The 21998-nt window shown below is 38.5% G+C and carries 22 protein-coding genes, 4 pseudogenes and 1 other annotated feature; of the genes and pseudogenes, 12 read left to right on the forward strand and 14 right to left on the reverse strand.

Annotated features, from left to right (window positions below):
- Positions 1-112: 112 nt before the first annotated feature.
- The 4 genes from HUK62_RS12245 to HUK62_RS12260 form a co-directional block, all read right to left on the reverse strand.
- Positions 113-1450 (reverse strand): HAMP domain-containing sensor histidine kinase, encoded by a 1338-nt coding sequence (locus tag HUK62_RS12245; protein ID WP_176538001.1) that lies wholly within the window; start codon positions 1448-1450, stop codon positions 113-115.
- On the reverse strand, positions 1450-2112 hold the full coding sequence (locus HUK62_RS12250; RefSeq protein WP_005400550.1) for a response regulator transcription factor: 663 nt from the start codon (positions 2110-2112) through the stop codon (positions 1450-1452). The genes HUK62_RS12245 and HUK62_RS12250 overlap by 1 nt, the downstream gene beginning before the upstream one ends.
- 144 nt (positions 2113-2256) lie before the next feature.
- Entirely contained in the window at positions 2257-2619 is a 363-nt protein-coding gene (locus tag HUK62_RS12255; protein ID WP_176538002.1) for a NirD/YgiW/YdeI family stress tolerance protein, read from the reverse strand.
- Positions 2620-2720: 101 nt separating this feature from the next.
- Positions 2721-4478 carry a GspE/PulE family protein gene (locus HUK62_RS12260; protein ID WP_176538003.1) on the reverse strand — a complete coding sequence of 586 codons (1758 nt, stop codon included), beginning with the start codon at positions 4476-4478 and terminating at the stop codon, positions 2721-2723.
- Between the two features lie 208 nt (positions 4479-4686).
- Between HUK62_RS12260 and HUK62_RS12265 the strand changes: the two genes are divergently transcribed.
- Both HUK62_RS12265 and HUK62_RS12270 read left to right on the forward strand, forming a co-directional pair.
- A complete protein-coding gene (locus HUK62_RS12265) occupies positions 4687-5940 on the forward strand; it encodes an MgtC/SapB family protein (RefSeq protein WP_176538004.1) in 1254 nt (417 codons plus the stop codon).
- A 125-nt stretch (positions 5941-6065) separates the two neighbouring features.
- Complete coding sequence (locus HUK62_RS12270; RefSeq protein WP_228723686.1) at positions 6066-7100, forward strand: hypothetical protein; 1035 nt, start codon at positions 6066-6068, stop codon at positions 7098-7100.
- A 49-nt stretch (positions 7101-7149) separates the two neighbouring features.
- Here HUK62_RS12270 and tsaA read toward each other — a convergent pair whose 3' ends face one another.
- Positions 7150-7857, reverse strand: coding sequence for a tRNA (N6-threonylcarbamoyladenosine(37)-N6)-methyltransferase TrmO (tsaA, locus tag HUK62_RS12280; RefSeq protein ID WP_176538005.1), 708 nt, complete (start codon positions 7855-7857; stop codon positions 7150-7152).
- Between the two features lie 102 nt (positions 7858-7959).
- Between tsaA and HUK62_RS12285 the strand changes: the two genes are divergently transcribed.
- On the forward strand, positions 7960-8739 hold the full coding sequence (locus HUK62_RS12285) for a ferredoxin--NADP reductase (protein WP_004696086.1): 780 nt from the start codon (positions 7960-7962) through the stop codon (positions 8737-8739).
- Positions 8740-8847: 108 nt separating this feature from the next.
- Complete coding sequence (locus tag HUK62_RS12290) at positions 8848-9648, forward strand: DUF2071 domain-containing protein (RefSeq protein ID WP_176538006.1); 801 nt, start codon at positions 8848-8850, stop codon at positions 9646-9648.
- A gap of 387 nt (positions 9649-10035) precedes the next feature.
- On the opposite strand, the gene HUK62_RS12295 is transcribed toward HUK62_RS12290, so the two are convergent.
- A complete protein-coding gene (locus HUK62_RS12295) occupies positions 10036-10602 on the reverse strand; it encodes a TetR/AcrR family transcriptional regulator (RefSeq protein WP_176538007.1) in 567 nt (188 codons plus the stop codon).
- A gap of 251 nt (positions 10603-10853) precedes the next feature.
- Between HUK62_RS12295 and HUK62_RS12300 the strand changes: the two genes are divergently transcribed.
- A complete protein-coding gene (locus HUK62_RS12300; RefSeq protein ID WP_228723687.1) occupies positions 10854-11723 on the forward strand; it encodes a hypothetical protein in 870 nt (289 codons plus the stop codon).
- Here HUK62_RS12300 and HUK62_RS12310 read toward each other — a convergent pair.
- Complete coding sequence (locus tag HUK62_RS12310; RefSeq protein ID WP_176538008.1) at positions 11691-12620, reverse strand: IS5 family transposase; 930 nt, start codon at positions 12618-12620, stop codon at positions 11691-11693. The genes HUK62_RS12300 and HUK62_RS12310 overlap by 33 nt on opposite strands.
- 278 nt (positions 12621-12898) lie before the next feature.
- On the opposite strand from HUK62_RS12310, the gene HUK62_RS12315 reads away from it, so the two are divergent.
- The 5 genes and pseudogenes from HUK62_RS12315 (at position 12899) to HUK62_RS12335 (ending at position 15489) form a co-directional block, all read left to right on the forward strand.
- The gene (locus HUK62_RS12315; protein WP_176537337.1) at positions 12899-13303 is read left to right on the forward strand and encodes a transposase family protein; all 405 of its coding nucleotides are present in this window, start codon (positions 12899-12901) and stop codon (positions 13301-13303) included.
- A 39-nt stretch (positions 13304-13342) separates the two neighbouring features.
- On the forward strand, positions 13343-13732 hold the full coding sequence (locus HUK62_RS12320) for a transposase family protein (protein ID WP_079270576.1): 390 nt from the start codon (positions 13343-13345) through the stop codon (positions 13730-13732).
- 204 nt (positions 13733-13936) lie between these two features.
- Positions 13937-14341, forward strand: coding sequence for a transposase family protein (locus HUK62_RS12325; protein ID WP_176538009.1), 405 nt, complete (start codon positions 13937-13939; stop codon positions 14339-14341).
- 37 nt (positions 14342-14378) lie between these two features.
- Positions 14379-14549: pseudogene (locus HUK62_RS19290) on the forward strand (hypothetical protein); the annotation flags it as partial.
- A 7-nt stretch (positions 14550-14556) separates the two neighbouring features.
- Positions 14557-15489, forward strand: a complete 933-nt coding sequence (locus HUK62_RS12335; protein WP_176538010.1) for an IS5-like element ISAha2 family transposase — start codon at positions 14557-14559, stop codon at positions 15487-15489.
- Positions 15490-15702: 213 nt separating this feature from the next.
- Here HUK62_RS12335 and HUK62_RS12340 read toward each other — a convergent pair whose 3' ends face one another.
- From HUK62_RS12340 to HUK62_RS12350, 3 genes are all read right to left on the reverse strand, one after another.
- Positions 15703-16107 (reverse strand): transposase family protein, encoded by a 405-nt coding sequence (locus HUK62_RS12340; RefSeq protein ID WP_176537337.1) that lies wholly within the window; start codon positions 16105-16107, stop codon positions 15703-15705.
- Positions 16108-16179: 72 nt separating this feature from the next.
- The gene (locus tag HUK62_RS12345) at positions 16180-16449 is read right to left on the reverse strand and encodes a hypothetical protein (RefSeq protein WP_228723688.1); all 270 of its coding nucleotides are present in this window, start codon (positions 16447-16449) and stop codon (positions 16180-16182) included.
- A gap of 107 nt (positions 16450-16556) precedes the next feature.
- Positions 16557-16763 carry a hypothetical protein gene (locus tag HUK62_RS12350; RefSeq protein WP_078426854.1) on the reverse strand — a complete coding sequence of 69 codons (207 nt, stop codon included), beginning with the start codon at positions 16761-16763 and terminating at the stop codon, positions 16557-16559.
- Positions 16764-16975: 212 nt separating this feature from the next.
- On the opposite strand from HUK62_RS12350, the gene HUK62_RS12355 reads away from it, so the two are divergent.
- Positions 16976-17842 (forward strand): tetratricopeptide repeat protein, encoded by an 867-nt coding sequence (locus HUK62_RS12355; protein WP_176538011.1) that lies wholly within the window; start codon positions 16976-16978, stop codon positions 17840-17842.
- 1 nt (position 17843) lies between these two features.
- On the opposite strand, the gene HUK62_RS12360 is transcribed toward HUK62_RS12355, so the two are convergent.
- Both HUK62_RS12360 and HUK62_RS12365 read right to left on the reverse strand, forming a co-directional pair.
- On the reverse strand, positions 17844-18617 hold the full coding sequence (locus HUK62_RS12360) for a LysM domain-containing protein (protein WP_228723689.1): 774 nt from the start codon (positions 18615-18617) through the stop codon (positions 17844-17846).
- Between the two features lie 117 nt (positions 18618-18734).
- A pseudogene (locus tag HUK62_RS12365) lies at positions 18735-19463 on the reverse strand (IS5-like element ISAha2 family transposase); the annotation flags it as partial.
- Between the two features lie 51 nt (positions 19464-19514).
- Here HUK62_RS12365 and HUK62_RS12370 point away from each other — a divergent pair.
- Positions 19515-20749 (forward strand): IS3 family transposase gene (locus HUK62_RS12370; RefSeq protein WP_176538012.1). Its coding sequence is split into 2 segments (ribosomal slippage): positions 19515-19791 and positions 19791-20749, totalling 1236 coding nucleotides; the frame shifts between segments, so codons are not numbered across the junction.
- Positions 19790-19906 (forward strand) — a sequence feature (AL1L pseudoknot). It overlaps the preceding gene by 117 nt.
- A gap of 19 nt (positions 20750-20768) precedes the next feature.
- Here HUK62_RS12370 and HUK62_RS12375 read toward each other — a convergent pair.
- Together HUK62_RS12375 and HUK62_RS12380 are read right to left on the reverse strand one after the other, a co-directional pair.
- A pseudogene (locus tag HUK62_RS12375) lies at positions 20769-20994 on the reverse strand (transposase); the annotation flags it as partial.
- A gap of 54 nt (positions 20995-21048) precedes the next feature.
- Positions 21049-21882, reverse strand: a pseudogene (locus tag HUK62_RS12380) (phage late control D family protein); the annotation flags it as partial.
- Positions 21883-21998: the final 116 nt, after the last annotated feature.

The raw sequence follows: 21998 nt of genomic DNA on the forward strand, positions 1-21998 counted from the left end.
AACCCAATAACAATAATCGTGGAAACAAGCAGTATGTCAGCGCGTACTGCTTTTTAGTGTCTTTAAGTTTGATCATTTATGCTGTTTTTATCACAGATCACAATCTGCACTTCTAAGGCTCAACCCTATTTAACAGCAGCTCCACTTTTAAACCGCCTAAGTCGGATGGACTAAATAACAACTGCCCTGCATGTAAATCGACAATTTTCTGACAAATCGATAAGCCCAAGCCTGAACCTTGTGTTTTTGTACCTAAAGCCCGATAGAAGCGTTCACCTAAACGTTGGATAACCGCAGAATCGACCCCATGTCCACTATTTTCAATACTCAGTCTGAGCTGCTGTCTTTCAATCGTCAGCGTCACAAAAACTTTTGCCTGCTCAGGACTATAACGAATCGCATTATCAAGTACATTCCGTAGTGCACTGAATAAAAGCTGTTCATTGGCAAATACATAGACCTCTTTTGCAAGAACCATCTGAACTTCAATCTGTTTTGAGTCCGCAAACGGCTGTAAAGCTTTAATCACGTCCTGCATTAGCAGACTGAAGTCAAACTTAGTCTTCGCCAAGCTTTCCTTTTGCTCAGGGTCAAGACGTGCCAGCAACAACAGATTATCCAACACCTGCACCCCACGACTGACATCTTGTTGGATCGGTTTGAACTCACTTTCAAGTTCAGGAAACTTGCGCTTGAGCACCTGAAGTCGCATTTGTATCGCAGAAAGTGGAGAACGTAGCTCATGTGAAGCATCCGCGGTAAAGCGCTGCTCTGCCACTAAAGCTTGGTCTAAACGCGCCAATAAGGCATTCAGTTGAGACAGCATCGGTTGCAACTCAATCAGCTCAGGTTCTGGCATAGAAATAGGTGCTAAATCATTGACCGATTTATTTGAAATTTGCTCGGAAACTTGATGTATCACTCGAAATTTACGTCGAATGGCAAAATGCATCAACAACCACTGTAAACACCAGACTAAAAACAACACACCACTGAAAACTAGGATGCTTTGCCAAAAGGCATGGAAACGTTCGGACATCGACTGGCTCAGTTGAACCAGTAAACCGTGATTATCCTGTGCAGTATAAATACGCCACAGTTTCTGCTCTGACCAATAAAAACCATAAGGTGCATCTGAAACCAAACTCAAATGATCCACGGTAATTTTTTCAGGTACATCTTCGGATGCAGTCAAAAGTTGCTGTGCATTATCCAGTCGATAGCGAATATCAAACTCATCACTAAGCTCTGCCAAAGCTTGACCATTGCTGACCGTTAAATCATCTGCCAACAACATATCGGCCATTTCATCCATGATTTCATCTTGCATAGACATGGTCTGATAAACGGACACCCCAATGAACATCAGCAATGCCAAAAGCCCCGCCAGTATCGAACTGAGGAGCGAACTTTTAACAAGCTGACGCTGCAGTGAAATTGGCTGAGCCATTATGTGTCCTGATTCATTCTGTAGCCCAAACCACGTATGGTTTTAATACAATGACTACCGAGTTTTTTTCGTAATTGATAAATAAAGACCTCAATCGCATTACTTTCGATTTCATCGCCCCATGCATAAAGACTTTCCTCAAGTTGTTCCCGCGTAACAACATATTCGGGCTTGAGCATCAATTTATGCAAAATTTGAAACTCTTTGGCAGTTAAATTAACAGCTTGACCATTTTGAGTCACACTTTTGGCTTGTGGGTCGAGTTGGATATTGGCATAACTCAATACCTGCGAGCTGCTATGCTGTTGCTGTCGAAGTTGTAAGCGAATTCGAGCAGATAATTCCTCTAGACTAAAAGGTTTGACCAAATAATCATTGGCGCCCAAGTCTAGACCTTCGACTCGATCTCGAATACTGTCACGCGCTGTGAGAAAAATCACAGGAGTCGAGAGGTTCTTGCCACGGACTTTCAGCAAAATGTCATCGCCTGTGGCATGCGGCAAACCACGATCTAAAAGCACACAGTCATAGTGATGCTGTTCAATGGCTAAAATGGCATGGTCACCCCGTTCCACCCAATCGACACTGTAGCCATCCATTTCAAGCCAAGTTTTAATACTCTCAGCTTGAGAGGCATCATCTTCTGCCAATAATATCCGCACTGCTTAACCTGCCTTATTACGATTGTTTAGATCATGCCGTGAAATGGCTCAAAATACAAAAACCACAGGGCTAAGATCCAATCGAAGCCCTGTGGTTTTTTAAGAAAGTCCAATCAAAATTGAATTGAGCTTGGGTAAGTGTGTTTAGAATTTCACTTGATCTACGTCAATTTCAACGCGTTTTGCTGGTTTGTAGTCAATATCTACTTCACCGATAATGGTTACAGGTGTTTTAGCCGAAATTGCTTTGCCACCCCATAATTCATCATCAATGTCGACAGTAATTGAACCGGTTTGATCACGGAATTCATACTTCTCATCCCCAATGGCTTTGACCACATAACCTTTTAACTGGACGTGACTGTCATCTTTTAATGTTAACGCATGCTTAACTGTAGTTGGTGTTGAAGCAGCAACTGCCGCTTGGTTCACTGCCGTATTTGCTACAGCGACAGTGGTTGAGCCAATAACACCAGCAACCAATAACGCTTTCATTATCATATTCATATCCAGTACCTCTATTTAATTGTTCACCTATTCGATGAAGTCATTAAACCAAAGCTAGATGAGCTGAATCTTAAGAAAGCTTCAAGTAACGCATTAAACGCTTAGTTGAGTGGGACAACACGTAACACTTCTTCTAGCGTAGTGACGCCTTCTAAAACTTTACGAGCCCCTGCAATTCTTAAAGGCTCAATGCCTTCTTTTTTGGCTTGTTGACGTAATGCAGTCAAGTCACCATTGGCGCCAATCAGTTGCTTCGCCTCTAAACTCACAGGCATAAACTCATAGATGCCGACTCGTCCTTTGTAGCCCGTTTGACGACACTCTTCACATCCGACTGCGGTAAAGACTTTTTCAGGCATTTCCATAATGTAATCAAAAGTCAGATGCTCCCATTCTTGGCTGTTGATTTGCTTTTCAACTTTACAATGTGGACATAAACGACGTACGAGACGCTGTGCCAATACCCCTAAAATGGTTGCCGCGGTTAAGAACGGTTGTACGCCTAAATCATGCAAACGCGTTAGACTGGAAGGTGCATCATTGGTGTGCAGAGTTGACAGCACCAAATGCCCTGTAAGTGCGGCCTGAATCGCCATATTGGCCGTATCATGGTCACGAATCTCACCGACCATAATAATGTCAGGGTCTTGACGCATCAGCGCGCGAACACCATCAGCAAAACCAAGATCAATACCTGTATTCACCTGCATTTGGTTAAAACTCGGTTCTAACATTTCAATCGGGTCTTCAATGGTACAGACGTTCACCTGTTCGGTAGCCAATTGTTTCAAAGAAGAATAAAGCGTGGTGGTTTTACCTGAACCCGTTGGCCCTGTCACTAAAATAATGCCGTGACTATGCGAAGTCAGCGCTTGCCAATCACTGAGCAAATGCCCTTCAAAACCCAACTGCTGAAAACTACGCACTAAAACTTCAGGGTCAAAAATACGCATCACCAACTTTTCACCAAAAGCAGTCGGTAAAGTCGAAAGACGCAGTTCTGTTTCTTGTCCTTTCGGTGTCCGTGTTTTTAAACGCCCATCTTGTGGTTTACGTTTCTCTGCCACGTTCATTCGACCTAAAATTTTAATCCGTGAAATCACCGCGGTTAAAGTATTGGCAGGCATGTTATAAATCGTATGCAGCACCCCATCAATACGGAAACGAACTTTGCCGTTGTCTTTACGTGGTTCTAAGTGAATATCACTGGCACCTTGCTCAAAAGCAAACTGTAGAACCCAGTCGACTAATTTAACAATGTGTTGGTCATTGGCATCAGGGTTTTGACTATCGCCCAACTGTAAAAGTGCTTCAACGCCTTTATTATCACGGTCATAACTCCCAGACTTCTGTGAATTACTGACAGCACGGCTCACCTGATAATACTCCACCATATAACGCTGTAATTGTTCAGGGCTGAGTAATACACGCTGGATTTTTTTTGGTGCAACATTGTGCTCCAAATTTGCGATCCAATCTTCCATATACGGCTGATCTGTTGCAATCAACACTTGATTGGCCTGAACTTCAACAGCCAAGATTTTATTGCGGAAGGCGAATTCTTGAGACATCACCGAAGTCAAAGCTTGCACATCGGCTTTGAGCGGATCAATCACATAAAACGGTAATTGGGTCTTTTCGGCTAACCACTGACAGAGCCGATTTAATGTCAGTCTCGACTGTGGATGCGACTGATCCACCAGATTAAAATGAGCAATCCACTGTAATGGATGCCACTTCAATTGATCGCGTTGACGGTGCGAGGTTTGTACTAGATTTTTTTCTTTTTCAGTAATTCGCCCATCTTTAAAGAGTTGATCTAAGCACCAAGTGGTATCAATTTCAAAATTAAAATTCATTGTTATACGTCCCCAAACATAACCCCACTATAGCAAGATTTTCTGTATTCATTCGCACAAAGCATAAGCAAATCCCACAAATATTGAGGAGTAGCCAAGCTCATAAATATAATCACGAATTTACTCACAAATCTTGCTCTTTTAACTTGAATCCACCTTCAGCATTCGCCTATATTTTAGATAGATCATTAGCTTTTGTGAGATAGGCTTGGACTTCAGCGCAATTCCCATCAACAGCTTGGCTTTATCTGAGGTCCTCATTACCTTGGCTTCAGCATTAGGCTGTGGCCTATTGATTGGTTTAGAGCGTGAACGAAGTAAACAACGTGAAAACCAACAGAGCTTTGCAGGACTACGCTCCTTTGCAATTTGTGCACTCCTCGGTGCTATTTGTTTTTTATTTGGTGTCAATATTGGCATTGTCGGTGCGCTGATCATCGGCGGCATAGTTATATTCTCAATGAAAAACCAAACAGAAGATTTGGGTTCAACCACTGAGCTTGCCTTTGTCATGACCTATTTTATCGGGGCGATGTGCTTATGGAATACACCTCTAGCGGCAGGTTTAGCCGTGCTCCTGACCATTATTTTAATGACCAAACATCCGATGCACAGCATTGCGGGAAAATGGATTACCGAGGCTGAGTTTAAAGACGGTATCTTTCTCCTAGCGCTGATTTTAATTGCCCTGCCCTTAACGCCAAATACGCCTTTATGGGGTGCTGTGCTGAATCCCCATATTATTTTAAAATTAGTCACACTCATTCTTGCTGTTCAAGCGCTTGCGCATATTGCCAAACGACTGCTGAGCACTAAAAATGCCATGATTTTATCGGCAATCGCCTCAGGTTTTGTATCCAGTACAGCAACTGTTGCAAGCTTAGGCATGGAAGTACGTGCAGGTCGAGCACTCGCCAAACCCAATGCAGGTGCAGCACTCATGTCCTGTATTGCAACTTTGTTGCAATTGCTGATAATAGTTGCAGGTGTGAGTATACTTTGGCTCAAAACCATACTGCTGCCGACCCTTGTGGCAAGTGTCCTTTTAGGGATCTGTGCCTACATGTTGGTACGATCTGCACCTGCGCAAGAACAACATCAACCCACTGATTCACGCATGTTTAGCCTAAAAGAGGCTGGCATTATTGCTCTGACTTTGACGCTCATCCAAGCGGTTGTGTATGGACTCAACCTTTGGCTGGGAGATGCAGGTTTAATCGCTGGGACTTTGTTGGCCTCTTTATTTGAAATTCATGCAGCGATGGCAACAGTCGTGATGCAAGGAGCACCGGCAGACACGGCAGCAATGTCAGCATTTATCTTAGGTTTGGCTGCACACGCTGTTGCCAAATCCGTTAATGCCGCCTTAACAGGTGGTAAGCAATACTTTATTGCTTTTGCCCCGATTCAGATTTTGCATATGCTGGTATTGATTGGGCTACTTTGGTGGACGATTGATTAATTCTATTTAAATAATTAATTTTTATAAAATTTAATTTTTTATTTTCATCATATTAATCTATAATCAGCCCGCTTCATTTTTAAACAATAACTTTATTAATAATATATTTTTGAATCAGGATCTTTATGAAATTTAAAATATTATCGCTTGCAGTTTTTAGCGCATTAATGCTTAGCGCGTGTGGTGGCGGAAGTTCTGATAGTTCTAACAATACCAGTACTAGCAATAACTCAACATCCAGTAATTCTTCAAATAATAACTCTAATAATACAAATACAGCCCAACAATGGGAAACTGTTCGTATTGATTATTGGTATGACTCACATACTCAAGCTGTTGATTTCGGCGTGCTAAATACAAAAATTACGCTGGCTGATGGCAAAGCTTATGCTACTTTCGATGCAGATGATGATACAAATGAAATTTACTTAACTGAACAAGGCGAGTATCAAACATTCGGCCCTACCAATAGCTATGGCGCTTTAATTGGCCAAATGACCTTCATCAATAATCAAATCAAACTTCGGCCTTATTCCGCAATCGGATCTACAGGTTTAGAATTCACCACAACTGTGGCTCAGCGTAATATTGCTGGTGAAAGCGTACTTTCAACTGTAGACCCTGACCTGAATTGGAACTTGGACTATCCTCAATATAGCGTGAAGTATCCAGATGAAATCAATACAAAATTAAAAGCATACCAAGCATTAAAATTCCCAGCGGGTTCAACCTGTTTACAGGAAACAGAATACTCCAATAATCAGGAATATTTACTCTTATCTGAAGCAGAAGATGTATATCAACAGGACTTTAATGAATACGCAACGGCTTTTGCCAGCCAAACTGGGCAGAAATATTTTAAATACACAAAATTTAATAATGCGCTTGCCTATCATTACAGCCACGATGAAACCGAAGCACACGCTTTTAGTGGATACACTCAATATAAAGGCGCCTACTATACAAGTTCAAAAGAAACTGCTGGCGTAGAGTCCAATCTTGCAAATGATATTCAATCAGAGAAAGAGCGAATAAATCAAATGAATGTGTCTGTCGACGAGAAAACCGCTCGTTTAACTAAGGCAGATGGCTTAAATAAAGGTTGTGATTTATACAATTCAGTTGCAGCAAATTATTTAAAACAAAACCTGAAGTTTTAAATCTATTCCGAATAACTCAGTGGGTTTAAGTTTGAATCGATACAGGAGCTTATAGCTCCTGTATTTCTATACACGTTTCATTCACTTTAAATTTCACATCTAAATTTGCAAATTTCATCCCATAAATTCGCGCTTCATCATCCTGATACGCCGGTCTGGGATCTAAAGATAAAACGGCTTCAAGCTCTTGTACGGTCTGTAGTGAAAGTTTTTCACTCATCAAAAGCTGCTGCTTCTGTTCGATCGCCCGATCCGACCATATCACCGATTTACGTTTAGGTTCATCTTGCGCATAGCCACTTTCCGCATCTATAACTACATCTGAGTAGTGAATATAAGGTTTAATATCAACAATTGGGGTGCCATCTAGTAAATCACTTCCTGTGACATACACTCGAACTGACTTCCCTTCTTTTTTGACACACTTGAGCCTTACCACCGATAGACCAATCTGTGAAGGCCGATACATGCTGCGCGTAGCAAACACCCCTATTTTTTTATTCCCTCCTAAGCGTGGCGGACGAACTTGTGGACGAAACTGGTTTTTTTCTGGATTTTTATTGTCATGAAACTGCCACACCAACCATAAATGACTAAATGCCTCAATCCCTTCAAAAGCTAGAACATCATTATAGGGCGCTAACATTTCAATATACGATTCCACCTGAACCAAATTAGGCTGACGAGGAATACCAAACTTTTCCTTATAAGAAGAGTGCATATAGCCAATAATCGGCAAGGTTAACTCAGTCATCATCACTTTTTCTAATAAGCTCAATTAAATATATTCAGTTTATCGAGAATGATTTTAGATTAGAATAGCAACCTGTTCTAATTTGATAATTTATTGAGACCTTTAATGGCTGCTTTCAACGTCGAAAAGATTACTCACGTCCACCATTGGAATGATACTTTATTCTCTTTTAAAACGACGCGCGACACTGCTCTACGTTTTAAAAACGGTCAATTTGTGATGATCGGCCTTGAAGTAAATGGCAAACCGTTAATGCGTGCTTATTCTATTGCTAGTGCAAACTACGAAGAAGAACTTGAGTTTTTCTCAATTAAAGTTCCAGATGGCCCGTTAACCTCTATTTTACAAAAAGTTAAAGTGGGCGATGAAATTTTGGTATCTAAAAAACCAACTGGAACTTTAGTGCTTGATGACTTAAACCCAGGTAAAAACTTATACCTGCTTTCTTCTGGTACAGGTCTTGCGCCGTTCTTGGCAACCATTCGTGACCCTGAAACCTATGAACGTTTTGAGAAAGTGATTGTGGTTCATGGTACACGCTTCATTTCTGAATTGGCTTACCAAGACCTTATTTTAGACGAACTTCCGAACAATGAGTTCTTTGAAGAGCTAGGCATTAAAGATAAATTGGTTTACTACCCAACGGTTACTCGTGAAGAGTATCCAAACCAAGGTCGTGTCACAACTGTAATTGAAACTGGTGAGATTTTTGAGAAGATCGGTTTACCACGTTTCAACCCAGAAACGGACCGTGCAATGCTTTGCGGTAGCCCTGCATTCCTCGATGACGTTGCTGCACTTCTAGACCAACATGGTTTAAAAGAGTCGCCACGTATGGGTGTACTTGGTGACTACGTGATTGAACGTGCATTCGTTGAAAAATAAGATCGTATAAAGATATTAAAAAACCGAAGCTTAGGCTTCGGTTTTTTATTTACTCTACGCATAGCTTTATCTAATATTAAAAAAATAACAAATCTAGAATTTAAACCCATGACCTTTCCAGAACTCAAATTTAAAGACTATTTACATCCAAAACCCAAGCCCAGCGGTCTCGATGTACAGTGCAAACTCCAGCATTTTGCCCTCATTACTTATGCCGTTGACCCAGCGCAGTTTAAAGAGATCATTCCAGCGCGATTTAAATTAGACACGGTCCAATACCAAGGCAAACAACATGCACTGATGTCGGTAGTGCCCTTCATCGATGTAGATTTCAGCTCTGCGGTTTACCCTTTTCCAAAATTCACTATGGGGCAAACCAATTATCGGGTCTACGTGATTGATCAGGAAACACAGGAACGTTGTGTTTGGTTTTTAGGAACGACTTTGGACTCTTGGACGCTAATCGTTCCTCGTTATGTCTGGCAACTACCGTGGCATCCTGCACAGATTGAGTTTGATTGTCAGCAAGATGCAGAGGGTCGATATACACAATATAAAATGCGGACTCAATCGGCATGGGCCACTTCAGATGTGCATTTGTCTCAGTCCGAACATGACCCATGGCATTTTGAAGGCTTTCCCAATTTAGAAAGTTATCAGGTCTTCTTGACTCATCCTTTGGCAGGATTTTACCATCGCCGCGATGGAAAACTCGGCAGCTATCGTGTGTGGCATGGGCGCTTACATCCAAAACCTGCAACGCTGCATTATGCTCGCTTTGAACTTTTAGCAAGGCTCAATCTTGTATGCTATGAAGATCAGCTCAAACCCTATAGTGTTCTGATTGAACCAATCAATGAATTTACCATTTATTTACCCCCAAGGTGCCTTAATTATTCGGCTGAATAACACAATAAATAATGAATACCCTACATATTTTAAGGAATATTAAGCATAATGAATAAATTTCAGCCAAAATAATGAGAGATTGGTTGTTTTTCTCCACAAAGTCTCTATAATTCAGCAAAACAGACAAGTCTGTCTATTTTTGCTGAAATACTGAATGACCGAAAACATTCAGAGGGTACAAAAAATATAAGAAGGCACATTAAGTTGCTCATATTCATATCATGCATTATTGTCAAATAATGTGCGATATGGAACATAATCATTATCAGCAAAGCGCGATAACTTAACCGTTATGGCGCTTATTTATTTGTACTTGATTTATTTTAAACTCATTTAAGCCAGCAATATAATGTGTATTGAGTTAACTCTAAGATTAAAGTTGATACATTAGACAGCTGAAAGTTCCATTTGGATTAAAGTATTTACACGCTTCCAATAATCTTCCAAATGCACTTGCTTCGGATCGATTTGCGCCTGTATGGTCATGCCATCCAAAATACTGGATAAAAAAGCCGCCAACTGTTCATCCTGCTTCACACCTAGACGATTCAAAGCCTGACATAACTTGCCTTTTAACCATTCTTTATAATCAATTGCGGGCTGTAGTGAAGAAGGATAAATTTTTGAAATTTCTTCAACTGCCTTTTGGAACATACAACCATTAAAATCCGCGCTATGAAACCAAGCATGGTACCATTCAAAAATTGCACGAATATGGGAGAGATAATCACTTGGGTCACATGCAGCAATCGTCGCTTCAAGCGACTGCTGTAAATTTTGGTTTCTGGTCACTAAGCATTCTTCAATTAATTTAGCTTTAGATGGGAAGTATTTGTAAAACGTCATTTTAGCAACGCCAGACTCGCTAATAATCCGATCCACACCGATAGAATTATAACTATGTGAGTTAAAGAGATTAAGCGCTGTGTTAATGATGTCTTCTTTTTTTGACATTTATTTTACCTGATGCACAAAACTTTAAAATTAAGCCATTAACCCAAAAGAACAGCACATGAAAACGAAATACATCGATTGAAGACGATATTATATATCAAATTTAGATCAACACCGTTTTTTTATAAGAAACAATATCAATATTAAAATAACCATTTGAAATATATAGTTTTTAAGATAAATAAAACACTAGAAGAATCGAGTCTTTTTCACTATGATAAAAATGATGACAATTAAAATTTACCTCGTATATGAATGCACTTTCCTTCACCCAGTCTGAACATACCCGCGCAGAAGTTTTGCGCTTTATTGAACGATCCTTAAGCTCAACGTCATGGGCAGCCAATACTCAAGCGATCAGCCATTTAAAGCAAACGACAGCTGAACATATTTTATTCCAACATCCGATACTGACACGGCTGCATCAATGCCAACTGAGCCTTGAGCAGCTGAAATTTATTCATCTGAATTATATTACTGCCATTGTTAAAATTTTCACTGATGCTTTGAGTATGGCTATGTATCAAGCGCTGCAACTTGAGCACGACAGTAATATCGTGGAGCAAGACCGCATTGCAGCCAAGATATATGCACGTTATTTGTTGTCACTAAATCTTCTAGATGAATTGGGTTTTAATACCCACCAACTAGAGAAAAGCTCGCCCTCTAAATCGCATTTGGTCTATTTTCTTCAACTGATGCAGCAACTTGAACTCAATGTCGCCGATCAAAAACAGACCAAGCCTGAAGCATTTGCAATCGCACAATTTATTCAAGAACATATTCATTCTTATGCAGACTTGCTGCTCATTTTGGCTTGTACTGAATTACAAGTGATTAAGTTTAGTGAAGCACTCAGAACTAATCTCGCAGCCTATGATCCTTTATTTACCCAAGGCTACTATGCATGTCATGGCCTTGCAGAAACATATGATACAACCCTTGCTAACGATGACAATCATGAAGACGATATTTGGGTGCTATTCACACAATGCTATAAACCTGAACAGGCTCTGTATTTCCAGCAACTTCAAACGGCTTTGTTGCACAAAGATTTGAAATGCAAAGCGCCCCTAATTGAGCCAAATTTAAGGCGTAACTTGGGTAAGTGGTCGACCTAATTCCGTAAATCTGTTAAGGACTGCTACACGTGCATGGATCTCATTCACTTGGCTATCAAAACTCCTTGCACTGAGTTTATCTCCTAATAATTTGATGCAATGCATCTTAGTTTCAACCAAACTTCGACGATGATAGCCTGACCATTTTTTCCATAGTGTCCTGCCTAAACGTTTAATTGTTCGAAGTAATTCATTTCGCTCTAGCGAGCTACTCTTTGTATCTTTCCATGGTTTCGCATTTTTTCTAGGTGGAATCACCGCATGCGCTTGCCGATCTGCAATGACCTCACGGCATTGCTTGGTGTCATAAGCTCCATCGGTATAAACACAGTTAATCTGCTCATCTTGTGGAATCTGATTAAGTAAATCACCAAGCACCTGTGAATCACTGACATTGGTTGTAAGCTGAACTGCTCGTATTTGTAGGGTTTTAGCATCTATACCAATATGAAGTTTACGCCATTGGCGACGATATTCAGGTCCATGTTTCTTGCATTTCCATTCGCCCTCACCTAGAAACTTCATGCCTGTAGAGTCCATGAGTAGATGCAGCCCATCGCTACTTTTTTGGTAGCTGATTACAATATCAATATGCTTTTGTCTTCTACAAAGCGTGGTGTAATCTGGAGCTATCCAATTTAATCCGCAAAGTTTAATCAGACTTTGCACAAAGCCAGTGACCATACGTAAAGACAGACGGAATAAGGATTTAATCATTAAGCAGCATTGGATGGCTGCGTCGGAGTAGGTTTGATTTCGCCCTTGTTTGCCTTTTGATGGCGCATACCATTGCGTAGCAGGATCAAACCAAATGGCAATATTTCCGCGACTCATGAGTGCTCGGTTATATGCGGGCCAATTGGTTGTGCGGTAGATTTTGTGTGTAGGCTTCTTCATTTGAAAATTATATCGCTGAAAAACCCTTTACAGATAGGTTTGTGCAACAAAGCCTAATTTGAGTAATATATTAAAAACCAATAAGCAACTACAACCAAATCTCCTCCAACTCTAGAAAAATCATCTCCACCTTTCTCTCCAAAGAAGAAAACCAAAAAATCTCTCTGATTATTCTTTATATAGACTTTATTAGACTTCCGTCATAAATCAAAAAACGTACAATTTATTTGATCTTAAATTAATCAGCAAAATTATTTAATTCAAGAGATAATCCTTGGATGAAATTCAAAGATATTCAAAAATTATCAGACGTTAAGTTTCGTAGGCTTAGCGGTGTTAGTTGGGCTACATTTAACCTCATGTTGGCCGAGCTAAATAAGCATTTACCTCGTCATATTGGTAAAGGACGACCGCATAAATTACCGTTGGAAGATCGTTTGCTCTTATGTATAGAATATTGGAGAGAATATCGAACATTTTTCCATCTTGGTATGAGTTACGGTGTATCTGAAACGAGTGCAATTCGTATCACACGTGTTATTGAAGATACCTTAATCGGTTCTGGAAAATTTAACTTGCCAAAACAACTTCCTAATCGAGATGAAGTGGATTGGGAAGTTGTTGTGATTGATGCAACTGAAATATTAGTTCAACGTCCAAAAAAAACAGAAGAAATGGTATAGCGGTAAAAAAAGCGACATACCTTTAAATTTCAGCTATCTATGCACTATACAACAGGTGAAATACTGAGTGTATGTGGAAGTCATGGAAGCATGCATGATTTTAAAATATTTAAAAAAAGCATGAGGAAATTAAAATTTAAGCCCTTTTTTATTGTTGATAAGGGGTATTTAGGGATAAAGAAATTGGGTTTTGGATGCCTCATGCCATCTAAAGCAAAGAAAACTGAAAAACTAGATTCTGAATTAAAAAAGTTAAATAGAGAGATTGGTCGTAGACGAATTCAAGTAGAGCATGTATTTGGAAGGATGAAATGTTTTAAGATTTTATCTTGTGTATATAGAAATCGTCGTAAAAGATTAAACCTGCGGTTTAATTTACTTGCTGGCATATACAATTTAGATTGGGTGAAAGATAAACAATTAAATTGATTGAAAAATGATTTATGAAGGAAGTCTATTATATATATATGTAAATAACAGCAATAGAATCCCAAAAGGAATAATTAAAAAAGCACAAATAAGAAATATATCATCAGTAACTATAATAGACTTCCGTCATAAATCAAAAAACGTACAATTTATTTGATCTTAAATTAATCAGCAAAATTATTTAATTCAAGAGATAATCCTTGGATGAAATTCAAAGATATTCAAAAATTATCAGACGTTAAGTTTCGTAGGCTTAGCGGTGTTAGTTGGGCTACATTTAACCTCATGTTGGCCGAGCTAAATAAGCAGTTACCTTGTCATATTGGTAAAGGACGACCGCATAAATTACCGTTGGAAGATCGTTTGCTCTTATGTATAGAATATTGGAGAGAATATCGAACATTTTTCCATCTTGGTATGAGTTACGGTGTATCTGAAACGAGTGCAATTCGTATCACACGTGTTATTGAAGATACCTTAATCCGTTCTGGAAAATTTAACTTGTCAAAACAACTTCCTAATCGAGATGAAGTGGATTGGGAAGTTGTTGTGATTGATGCAACTGAAATATTAGTTCAACGTCCAAAAAAAACAGAAGAAATGGTATAGCGGTAAAAAAAAGCGACATACCTTTAAATTTCAGCTATCTATGCACTATACAACAGGTGAAATACTGAGTGTATGTGGAAGTCATGGAAGCATGCATGATTTTAAAATATTTAAAAAAAGCATGAGGAAATTAAAATTTAAGCCCTTTTTTATCGTTGATAGGCTTTGTTGCACAAACCTAGCCTATAAGGTTTATTCAGTCCTATAATTTCAAAATGAATAAACCTACTCCTAAAACTTATCGTACAACCAACTGGTCTTCCTATAATCGCGCTCTCATTAATCGGGGCAACATTTCCATTTGGTTTGATCCAAACACTCAGTGGTATGCACAACCACAAAACAAGCAAGGTCGAAATCAAACTTACTCCGATACGGCTATTCAATGCTGTTTAATGATCAAATCTTTATTTAGACTCTCTTTACGCATGGTCACAGGTTTTGTTCAAAGTCTGATTAAACTTTGTGGATTAAATTGGACCGCACCAGATTACAGTACGCTTTGTCGAAGACAAAAACATATTGATATTGCGATTAGCTATCAAAAAAGTAGTGATGGGCTACATCTACTCGTCGACTCAACTGGCTTAAAGTTTCTAGGTGAAGGTGAGTGGAAACGTAAGAAACATGGACCTGAATATCGTCGCCAATGGCGTAAGCTTCATATTGGCATCGATGCTGAAACCTTGCAAATACGTGCAGTACAGCTTACTACAAATAATGTGAGCGATTCGCAAGTACTCGGTGATTTACTTGCTCAAATTCCCTTAGATGAACGAATTGATTCGGTCTATACCGATGGTGCTTATGACACGAAGCACTGCAGACAAGTCATTCTAGATCGAGATGCACATGTGCTCATTCCGCCAAGAAAAAATGCAAAACCATGGAAAGATCAGAAATTGAGATCTTTAGAGCGGAATGAGTTACTGAAAACAGTTAAACGTTTAGGAAGAACGCTTTGGAAAAAATGGTCTGGTTATCATCGTCGAAGTTTAGTTGAAACCAAGATGCATTGCATCAAACTATTAGGTGATAAATTAACAGCAAGGAGTTTTTCTAGTCAGGTGAATGAGATTCATGCACGCATAGCCGTATTGAACAAATTTACAGAATTAGGTCGTCCTCATACCCAAGTTGTCACTTGAATTCTGTTCAAATGAGCAGAGTGTTATCTTTTAAATCTTTGTGCAACAAAGCCTATCAACAATAAAAAAGGGCTTAAATTTTAATTTCCTCATGCTTTTTTTAAATATTTTAAAATCATGCATGCTTCCATGACTTCCACATACACTCAGTATTTCACCTGTTGTATAGTGCATAGATAGCTGAAATTTAAAGGTATGTCGCTTTTTTTACCGCTATACCATTTCTTCTGTTTTTTTTGGACGTTGAACTAATATTTCAGTTGCATCAATCACAACAACTTCCCAATCCACTTCATCTCGATTAGGAAGTTGTTTTGGCAAGTTAAATTTTCCAGAACCGATTAAGGTATCTTCAATAACACGTGTGATACGAATTGCACTCGTTTCAGATACACCGTAACTCATACCAAGATGGAAAAATGTTCGATATTCTCTCCAATATTCTATACATAAGAGCAAACGATCTTCCAACGGTAATTTATGCGGTCGTCCTTTACCAATATGACGAGGTAAATGCTTATTTAGCTCGGCCAACATGAGGTTAAATGTAGCCCAACTAACACCGCTAAGCCTACGAAACTTAACGTCTGATAATTTTTGAATATCTTTGAATTTCATCCAAGGATTATCTCTTGAATTAAATAATTTTGCTGATTAATTTAAGATCAAATAAATTGTACGTTTTTTGATTTATGACGGAAGTCTAATATTTTCCTTATAAGCATTAGGTGTCATGTAAAATGGTTTATTTAAAATATCTTCATAAGAAGGAAATTTTGTTTTTCTTGATAAAAATAACTCAAAAGAATAACGCATTAAAAACCAATATGCAACAACAACCAAATCTCCACCAACTTCTCTAAAAACCAAACTATTTTCTTTACCAAAAAACAAATCAAAAAAATCGTCTTTGTAATTTTTTATATAAATTTTATTATAAATGTATGTAAAAATCATCAAAAAAATATTAAAGATAATAATAAAACAATTACATTAAGAAAAATACTATTATTAAAGACCATTTCTTTTATTACTGATAAAACCTCATTCATAAACAAACCCTTTAATCACACACCAGTATATTTTCTAGCAATCGTTGTTCCACCATAGCTACCCGCAAAACCAGACCCAACACCTAATAATACAGCACCAATTCCAGCACCTACTACTCTGCCAAGTAAAATTGATGTCCCACCTGTTGTAGGCGCTAATATTAAGCCAATTTTTGCCCCAGCTATAGTCCCCCCATACAGTCCAAAATTTCCTAATAACATGTTTCCACTGATATTATAAGTTTTACTGGTTTCACTTTAACGATATACGCTTCATGCTTTATAGTTTGTAGTATTTAATCTTCTTAATTTTTATAAAAATAGGTTATCTTGTTACAAAAAAACAAACAATAAAACTTCTAATTAATTGTTATATATAAAAATTTAAATTAAAATTCATTGTTATCTATGTTCCATTAAAGTTTAAAATTTCTATGAAAAATCTTTTGGTTCTTGCATCACTTATCTTCTTGATTTCATGTGGTAGTACAAAACAAGAGCACGCTACAAATACGAAGAACTCAAATTCAGAAACAGTATATATTTATGATCAAGAAACAAACAAAAAGCTAAAACAAGCAGAAAATTTCATCAATAATGACCAATATGATAAAGCTTTTCCAATTTTATTCGAGTTAGCGAAACAAGGGAATCCAACCGCTCAAAATGATATTGGTGCAAGTTATCAATATGGATTTAATGGTGAAACTGATGAAGCAAAAGCTATTCATTGGTATACATTAGCAGCTAAACAAAACCATGCCCCATCAATACATAACTTAGGCTTAATAGCATTTAACAGTGCAAAAAAAGAGCATGACTATCAAAAAGCATTAACCCTTTTTGAAAAAGCAGCTAAGCTTGGTTCTTATGAAGCTATTAATTATATTGGTATATATTATGAAAATGGGATCATCTTTCCACAAGATTCAACAAAAGCTTTAGAAAAGTTTCTACTTTCTGCAGATCATGGTAGTGCTGCCGGTCAGTTTAATGTAGGACAAGTATACTATTATGGTAGAGGAGTTAAGCAAGATTACAAACAAGCATTTGATTGGTATACGAGATCTTCAAATCAAAATTATAGTGCCTCTGCAATTAAATTAGCCATTCTTTATAGAAATGGTAAAGGGACAGAAAAAAATATTGATAAAGCAATAGAGTTATTAAAACCATATGCAGAACAGGGTTATGATCTTGCACAATACAATATTTCTCTTTGCTATAAAGATAAAAACGAACTAGGAAAATCTATATACTGGCTAGACCAGTATAAGAAAAATCCCAATAAGAACGATTAAATCACTTTTTAACCTTTCTATTATAAATAAATAAAGGAATTACAATTGAGGCTCCAACTTGATGATCAATACTTGGGGTCTTTATACTCTTTTTCCCTATATTTATCTGCCCCACACCACCAACCCCATCAATATCTTTATCCTCTCCAGTTTCATAATCTTTTGTCTTAGATTTTACATTTACAACTCCCACATTATAAGCTCCTAAGTTAACACTGTTTGTTAGACTATATCCTGCTCCAGTCAATTCCGAAACATGTTTCGCATTAGTCTTAATATTACTTCCTGCAAGAGAAAATCCAATATCATCACTTAATTTTTTTACATTTCCATCATGCAAATTTATCGCATTTTTATCAATACTTATAGAATCTTCAACAGCATAGTATAGCATCCAGCTACCACGAGCATCATAGGCAACCCCTATTTCTAAAGAAGCCCCTAGTATCTCCCACAACTGTGCTCCAATAGTTACAGAAATTTGTCGGGTATAATCTCCCTCAACCTTAGTAACTGGGAATAAACCTTCAGTATATAATTTACTTAATATCAGCTTCTGATTACTTAGGCCTAAAAACTTTGCAGAATGATTTATTAGCTTTAGTCTTTGACCGGAATAAAGACTATACGCATCAATTATTTTATTATCTTTTTTAATTCTTTCTGCGTTTAAATTATATTTTTTTGCGATACTTAATAAAGTCTCCCCAGCATTTACAATATAATCTATTTCAATAAAATAACCTTCTTTAGGAGCCGCGACTTGAAGCATCATTTCATTTGACGCACTAGAACTCCCAATAAATATTTTCTGACCTACTTTAATTTTATTTGCATCAGGCTTTGTTGCACAAAGATTTAAAAGATAACACTCTGCTCATTTGAACAGAATTCAAGTGACAACTTGGGTATGAGGACGACCTAATTCTGTAAATTTGTTCAATACGGCTATGCGTGCATGAATCTCATTCACCTGACTAGAAAAACTCCTTGCTGTTAATTTATCACCTAATAGTTTGATGCAATGCATCTTGGTTTCAACTAAACTTCGACGATGATAACCAGACCATTTTTTCCAAAGCGTTCTTCCTAAACGTTTAACTGTTTTCAGTAACTCATTCCGCTCTAAAGATCTCAATTTCTGATCTTTCCATGGTTTTGCATTTTTTCTTGGCGGAATGAGCGCATGTGCATCTCGATCTAGAATGACTTGTCTGCAGTGCTTCGTGTCATAAGCACCATCGGTATAGACCGAATCAATTCGTTCATCTAAGGGAATTTGAGCAAGTAAATCACCGAGTACTTGCGAATCGCTCACATTATTTGTAGTAAGCTGTACTGCACGTATTTGCAAGGTTTCAGCATCGATGCCAATATGAAGCTTACGCCATTGGCGACGATATTCAGGTCCATGTTTCTTACGTTTCCACTCACCTTCACCTAGAAACTTTAAGCCAGTTGAGTCGACGAGTAGATGTAGCCCATCACTACTTTTTTGATAGCTAATCGCAATATCAATATGTTTTTGTCTTCGACAAAGCGTACTGTAATCTGGTGCGGTCCAATTTAATCCACAAAGTTTAATCAGACTTTGAACAAAACCTGTGACCATGCGTAAAGAGTGAACCGTACCGGGTTTGTCGGAGAGTCAATATTCTGAGAGACTACCCCGATGACAAAATTAAAATATACCCCTGAAATCAGAGAAAGAGCGGTTCAATTATTGATTGAATCTGAAAAAGATTATCCTTCTACTTGGGCTGCAATCACAGCAATTGCGCCTAAGATTGGTTGTACTCCTGAAACACTTCGTGCCTGGCATCAAAAGCATTTAGATCAGCAAAATCCTATTAAAGTACAACAGATATCTGATCAAGAAAAAATGAAGCAAATGGAACGTGAAATTAAAGAATTAAAGCGTGCCAATGAAATTCTACGTAAAGCAGCCGCTTTTTTCGCCCAGGCGGAGCTCGACCGCCCACACAAATAATGGTGGATTTTATCCATAACAATAAAGATCGATATGGTGTTGAAGCGATTTGTAGAATTTTACCGATTGCAGCTTCAACCTATTACCGGACTCTAGATCTCTGCGATGAGAAGCATTGCTTCGCAAGGGAACATCGAGCAAAGCGAGATTTACATGACTTGCATCATGCTGAGGAGATTAAACGAATTTGGAAGGAAAGTTCAGGTCGGTATGGTGTACGTAAAGTCTGGCAAAAACTGAAACGTGAAGGCTATATTATTGCACGCTGTACTGTTGCTCGATTAATGAAAAATCTAGGTATACAAGGTGTTTGGCGAGGTAAGAACAAACAAACCACCCGTAGCCGAGATGACCAAAAACGAGCACCTGACTTGGTGAAACGGAATTTTAGAGCTGATCAGCCTAATCACTTGTGGGTTGCTGACTTTACCTATATTCAAACAAATTCAGGCTGGGTCTATACCGCCTTTATTATTGATGTGTTCTCACGAGCAATTGTTGGATGGAAAGTATCTACACGGATGAATACAGATATGGTACTCGATGCACTTGAGCAAGCATTGCACGATCGAGGCATGCCAAAGAATGTGATTCATCATTCCGATAGAGGTGTTCAATATCTTTCTATTCGCTATACCAATCGTTTAGAAGCTGCAAATTTACGAGCATCAGTCGGTACAACGGGTGATTCATACGATAATGCTCTGGCTGAAACGGTGAATGGCTTATACAAAACAGAGGTGATTGAATATTTAAAAGCAGATTGGCAAGGTTTAGCAGATGTACAACTTGCGACACTAAACTGGGTCGATTGGTTTAATAAAGAGCGTGTACACAGCGCACTGGGTTATGTATCGCCTTTTGAGTTTGAAGCAATGTACTATGATAAGATTAACCCGTTAGGTCAGGTGGCCTAACTTAAATAAAAAAGTCTCCGACAAACCCGGTACGGTTCAGAGAGTCTAAATAAAGATTTGATCATTAAACAGCATTGAATAGCCGTATCGGAGTAAGTTTGATTTCGACCTTGCTTGTTTTGTGGTTGTGCATACCACTGAGTGTTTGGATCAAACCAAATGGAAATGTTGCCCCGATTAATGAGAGCGCGATTATAGGAAGACCAGTTGGTTGTACGATAAGTTTTAGGAGTAGGTTTATTCATTTTGAAATTATAGGACTGAATAAACCTTATAGGCTAGGTTTGTGCAACAAAGCCGCTTTGGACTGAACCTGCGCCTTCTTCTTGACTCAGGTGATCGGCTTGCCAACGTTGGATATGGACTGCAGTCGGTTGTAGGCTGCGCTGCGCACTCAGACTGATGATGCTATCCTGTTGTTCGGTAGCACTAGAACGATGAAAACGAATCTGTCGACGCTTTAAGGCTTGAAACTGACTGTTGTCATCCAAGAGTCTAAGTTTTTGGGCTTGAATCGGATGACGAGTATGAGGCACATAGAGTTCAGCTTCATCAATCAGCCAGTTGATGCCTTCACTGCGCCAGAGCCGTGTTAGAAAGTCATAATCGGTTTCATTTGACTGCATGATGAAGGGACGAACATCGGTCTCTGTATTTAAACCAGAAAGATCAAGCCTGAGGCTAGCAGCAAATAGCGGACTTTTACTCTGCCATTCCTTAAAGAGTATTTCACTGACATCTCGCACACTTTTATTCATAAACACTCGGCTGTTGCGACGTTTATGCCAAAGTGCCGTTGCATCTTCTAAGCGAAGTTTGTACAGGGTCAGTGCACCATCACTTTGTCCTTGTTCGGCTTGGGTGATGATCCCTGTGCTGCGAAATAATGTGCCTTGGTCTGTGACCTGATCGACCGCGACTTGTACCCCGATAAATTGTTTGAGTGGAATCAGGGCATTGGTTGAGAGGCAGATCAATTCAACATTTAAACCTTGGTTTAATGCATGGGTGCCTTCAATATGCTGTAAAAAGATGTCATGATTTAATGCAGCATGTGAAAATTGTGAATGAATGGCACGTTTTTGTGCACTTAACCCCAATTGCTCAAACACTTGAGTGATTGTATTTATCATCGTCTATATTTTTAAAAAGTAAGTTTCAGTCATAGTCGATCGCAAACAGCGATCATAAATTAGGCGCCATTATAGCCAGATCAATCCGACAAATGAGCAGAGTTTTATTCTTATTA

It is taken from the genome of Acinetobacter sp. NEB 394 (genome assembly GCF_013374795.1).
GTDB lineage: Bacteria > Pseudomonadota > Gammaproteobacteria > Pseudomonadales > Moraxellaceae > Acinetobacter > Acinetobacter johnsonii.

Bases quoted from the DNA above. Each gene is read 5' to 3' on its own strand.
- HUK62_RS12245 (WP_176538001.1), bottom strand. From the start codon at position 1,450: ATGGCTCAGCCAATTTCACTGCAGCGTCAGCTTGTTAAAAGTTCGCTC.
- HUK62_RS12255 (WP_176538002.1), bottom strand. From the start codon at position 2,619: ATGAATATGATAATGAAAGCGTTATTGGTTGCTGGTGTTATTGGCTCA.
- HUK62_RS12260 (WP_176538003.1), bottom strand. From the start codon at position 4,478: ATGAATTTTAATTTTGAAATTGATACCACTTGGTGCTTAGATCAACTC.
- HUK62_RS12270 (WP_228723686.1), top strand. From the start codon at position 6,066: ATGAAATTTAAAATATTATCGCTTGCAGTTTTTAGCGCATTAATGCTT.
- tsaA (WP_176538005.1), bottom strand. From the start codon at position 7,857: ATGATGACTGAGTTAACCTTGCCGATTATTGGCTATATGCACTCTTCT.
- HUK62_RS12285 (WP_004696086.1), top strand. From the start codon at position 7,960: ATGGCTGCTTTCAACGTCGAAAAGATTACTCACGTCCACCATTGGAAT.
- HUK62_RS12290 (WP_176538006.1), top strand. From the start codon at position 8,848: ATGACCTTTCCAGAACTCAAATTTAAAGACTATTTACATCCAAAACCC.
- HUK62_RS12295 (WP_176538007.1), bottom strand. From the start codon at position 10,602: ATGTCAAAAAAAGAAGACATCATTAACACAGCGCTTAATCTCTTTAAC.
- HUK62_RS12300 (WP_228723687.1), top strand. From the start codon at position 10,854: ATGAATGCACTTTCCTTCACCCAGTCTGAACATACCCGCGCAGAAGTT.
- HUK62_RS12310 (WP_176538008.1), bottom strand. From the start codon at position 12,620: ATGAAGAAGCCTACACACAAAATCTACCGCACAACCAATTGGCCCGCA.
- HUK62_RS12315 (WP_176537337.1), top strand. From the start codon at position 12,899: ATGAAATTCAAAGATATTCAAAAATTATCAGACGTTAAGTTTCGTAGG.
- HUK62_RS12320 (WP_079270576.1), top strand. From the start codon at position 13,343: ATGCACTATACAACAGGTGAAATACTGAGTGTATGTGGAAGTCATGGA.
- HUK62_RS12325 (WP_176538009.1), top strand. From the start codon at position 13,937: ATGAAATTCAAAGATATTCAAAAATTATCAGACGTTAAGTTTCGTAGG.
- HUK62_RS12335 (WP_176538010.1), top strand. From the start codon at position 14,557: ATGAATAAACCTACTCCTAAAACTTATCGTACAACCAACTGGTCTTCC.
- HUK62_RS12340 (WP_176537337.1), bottom strand. From the start codon at position 16,107: ATGAAATTCAAAGATATTCAAAAATTATCAGACGTTAAGTTTCGTAGG.
- HUK62_RS12350 (WP_078426854.1), bottom strand. From the start codon at position 16,763: ATGTTATTAGGAAATTTTGGACTGTATGGGGGGACTATAGCTGGGGCA.
- HUK62_RS12355 (WP_176538011.1), top strand. From the start codon at position 16,976: ATGAAAAATCTTTTGGTTCTTGCATCACTTATCTTCTTGATTTCATGT.
- HUK62_RS12360 (WP_228723689.1), bottom strand. From the start codon at position 18,617: ATGATGCTTCAAGTCGCGGCTCCTAAAGAAGGTTATTTTATTGAAATA.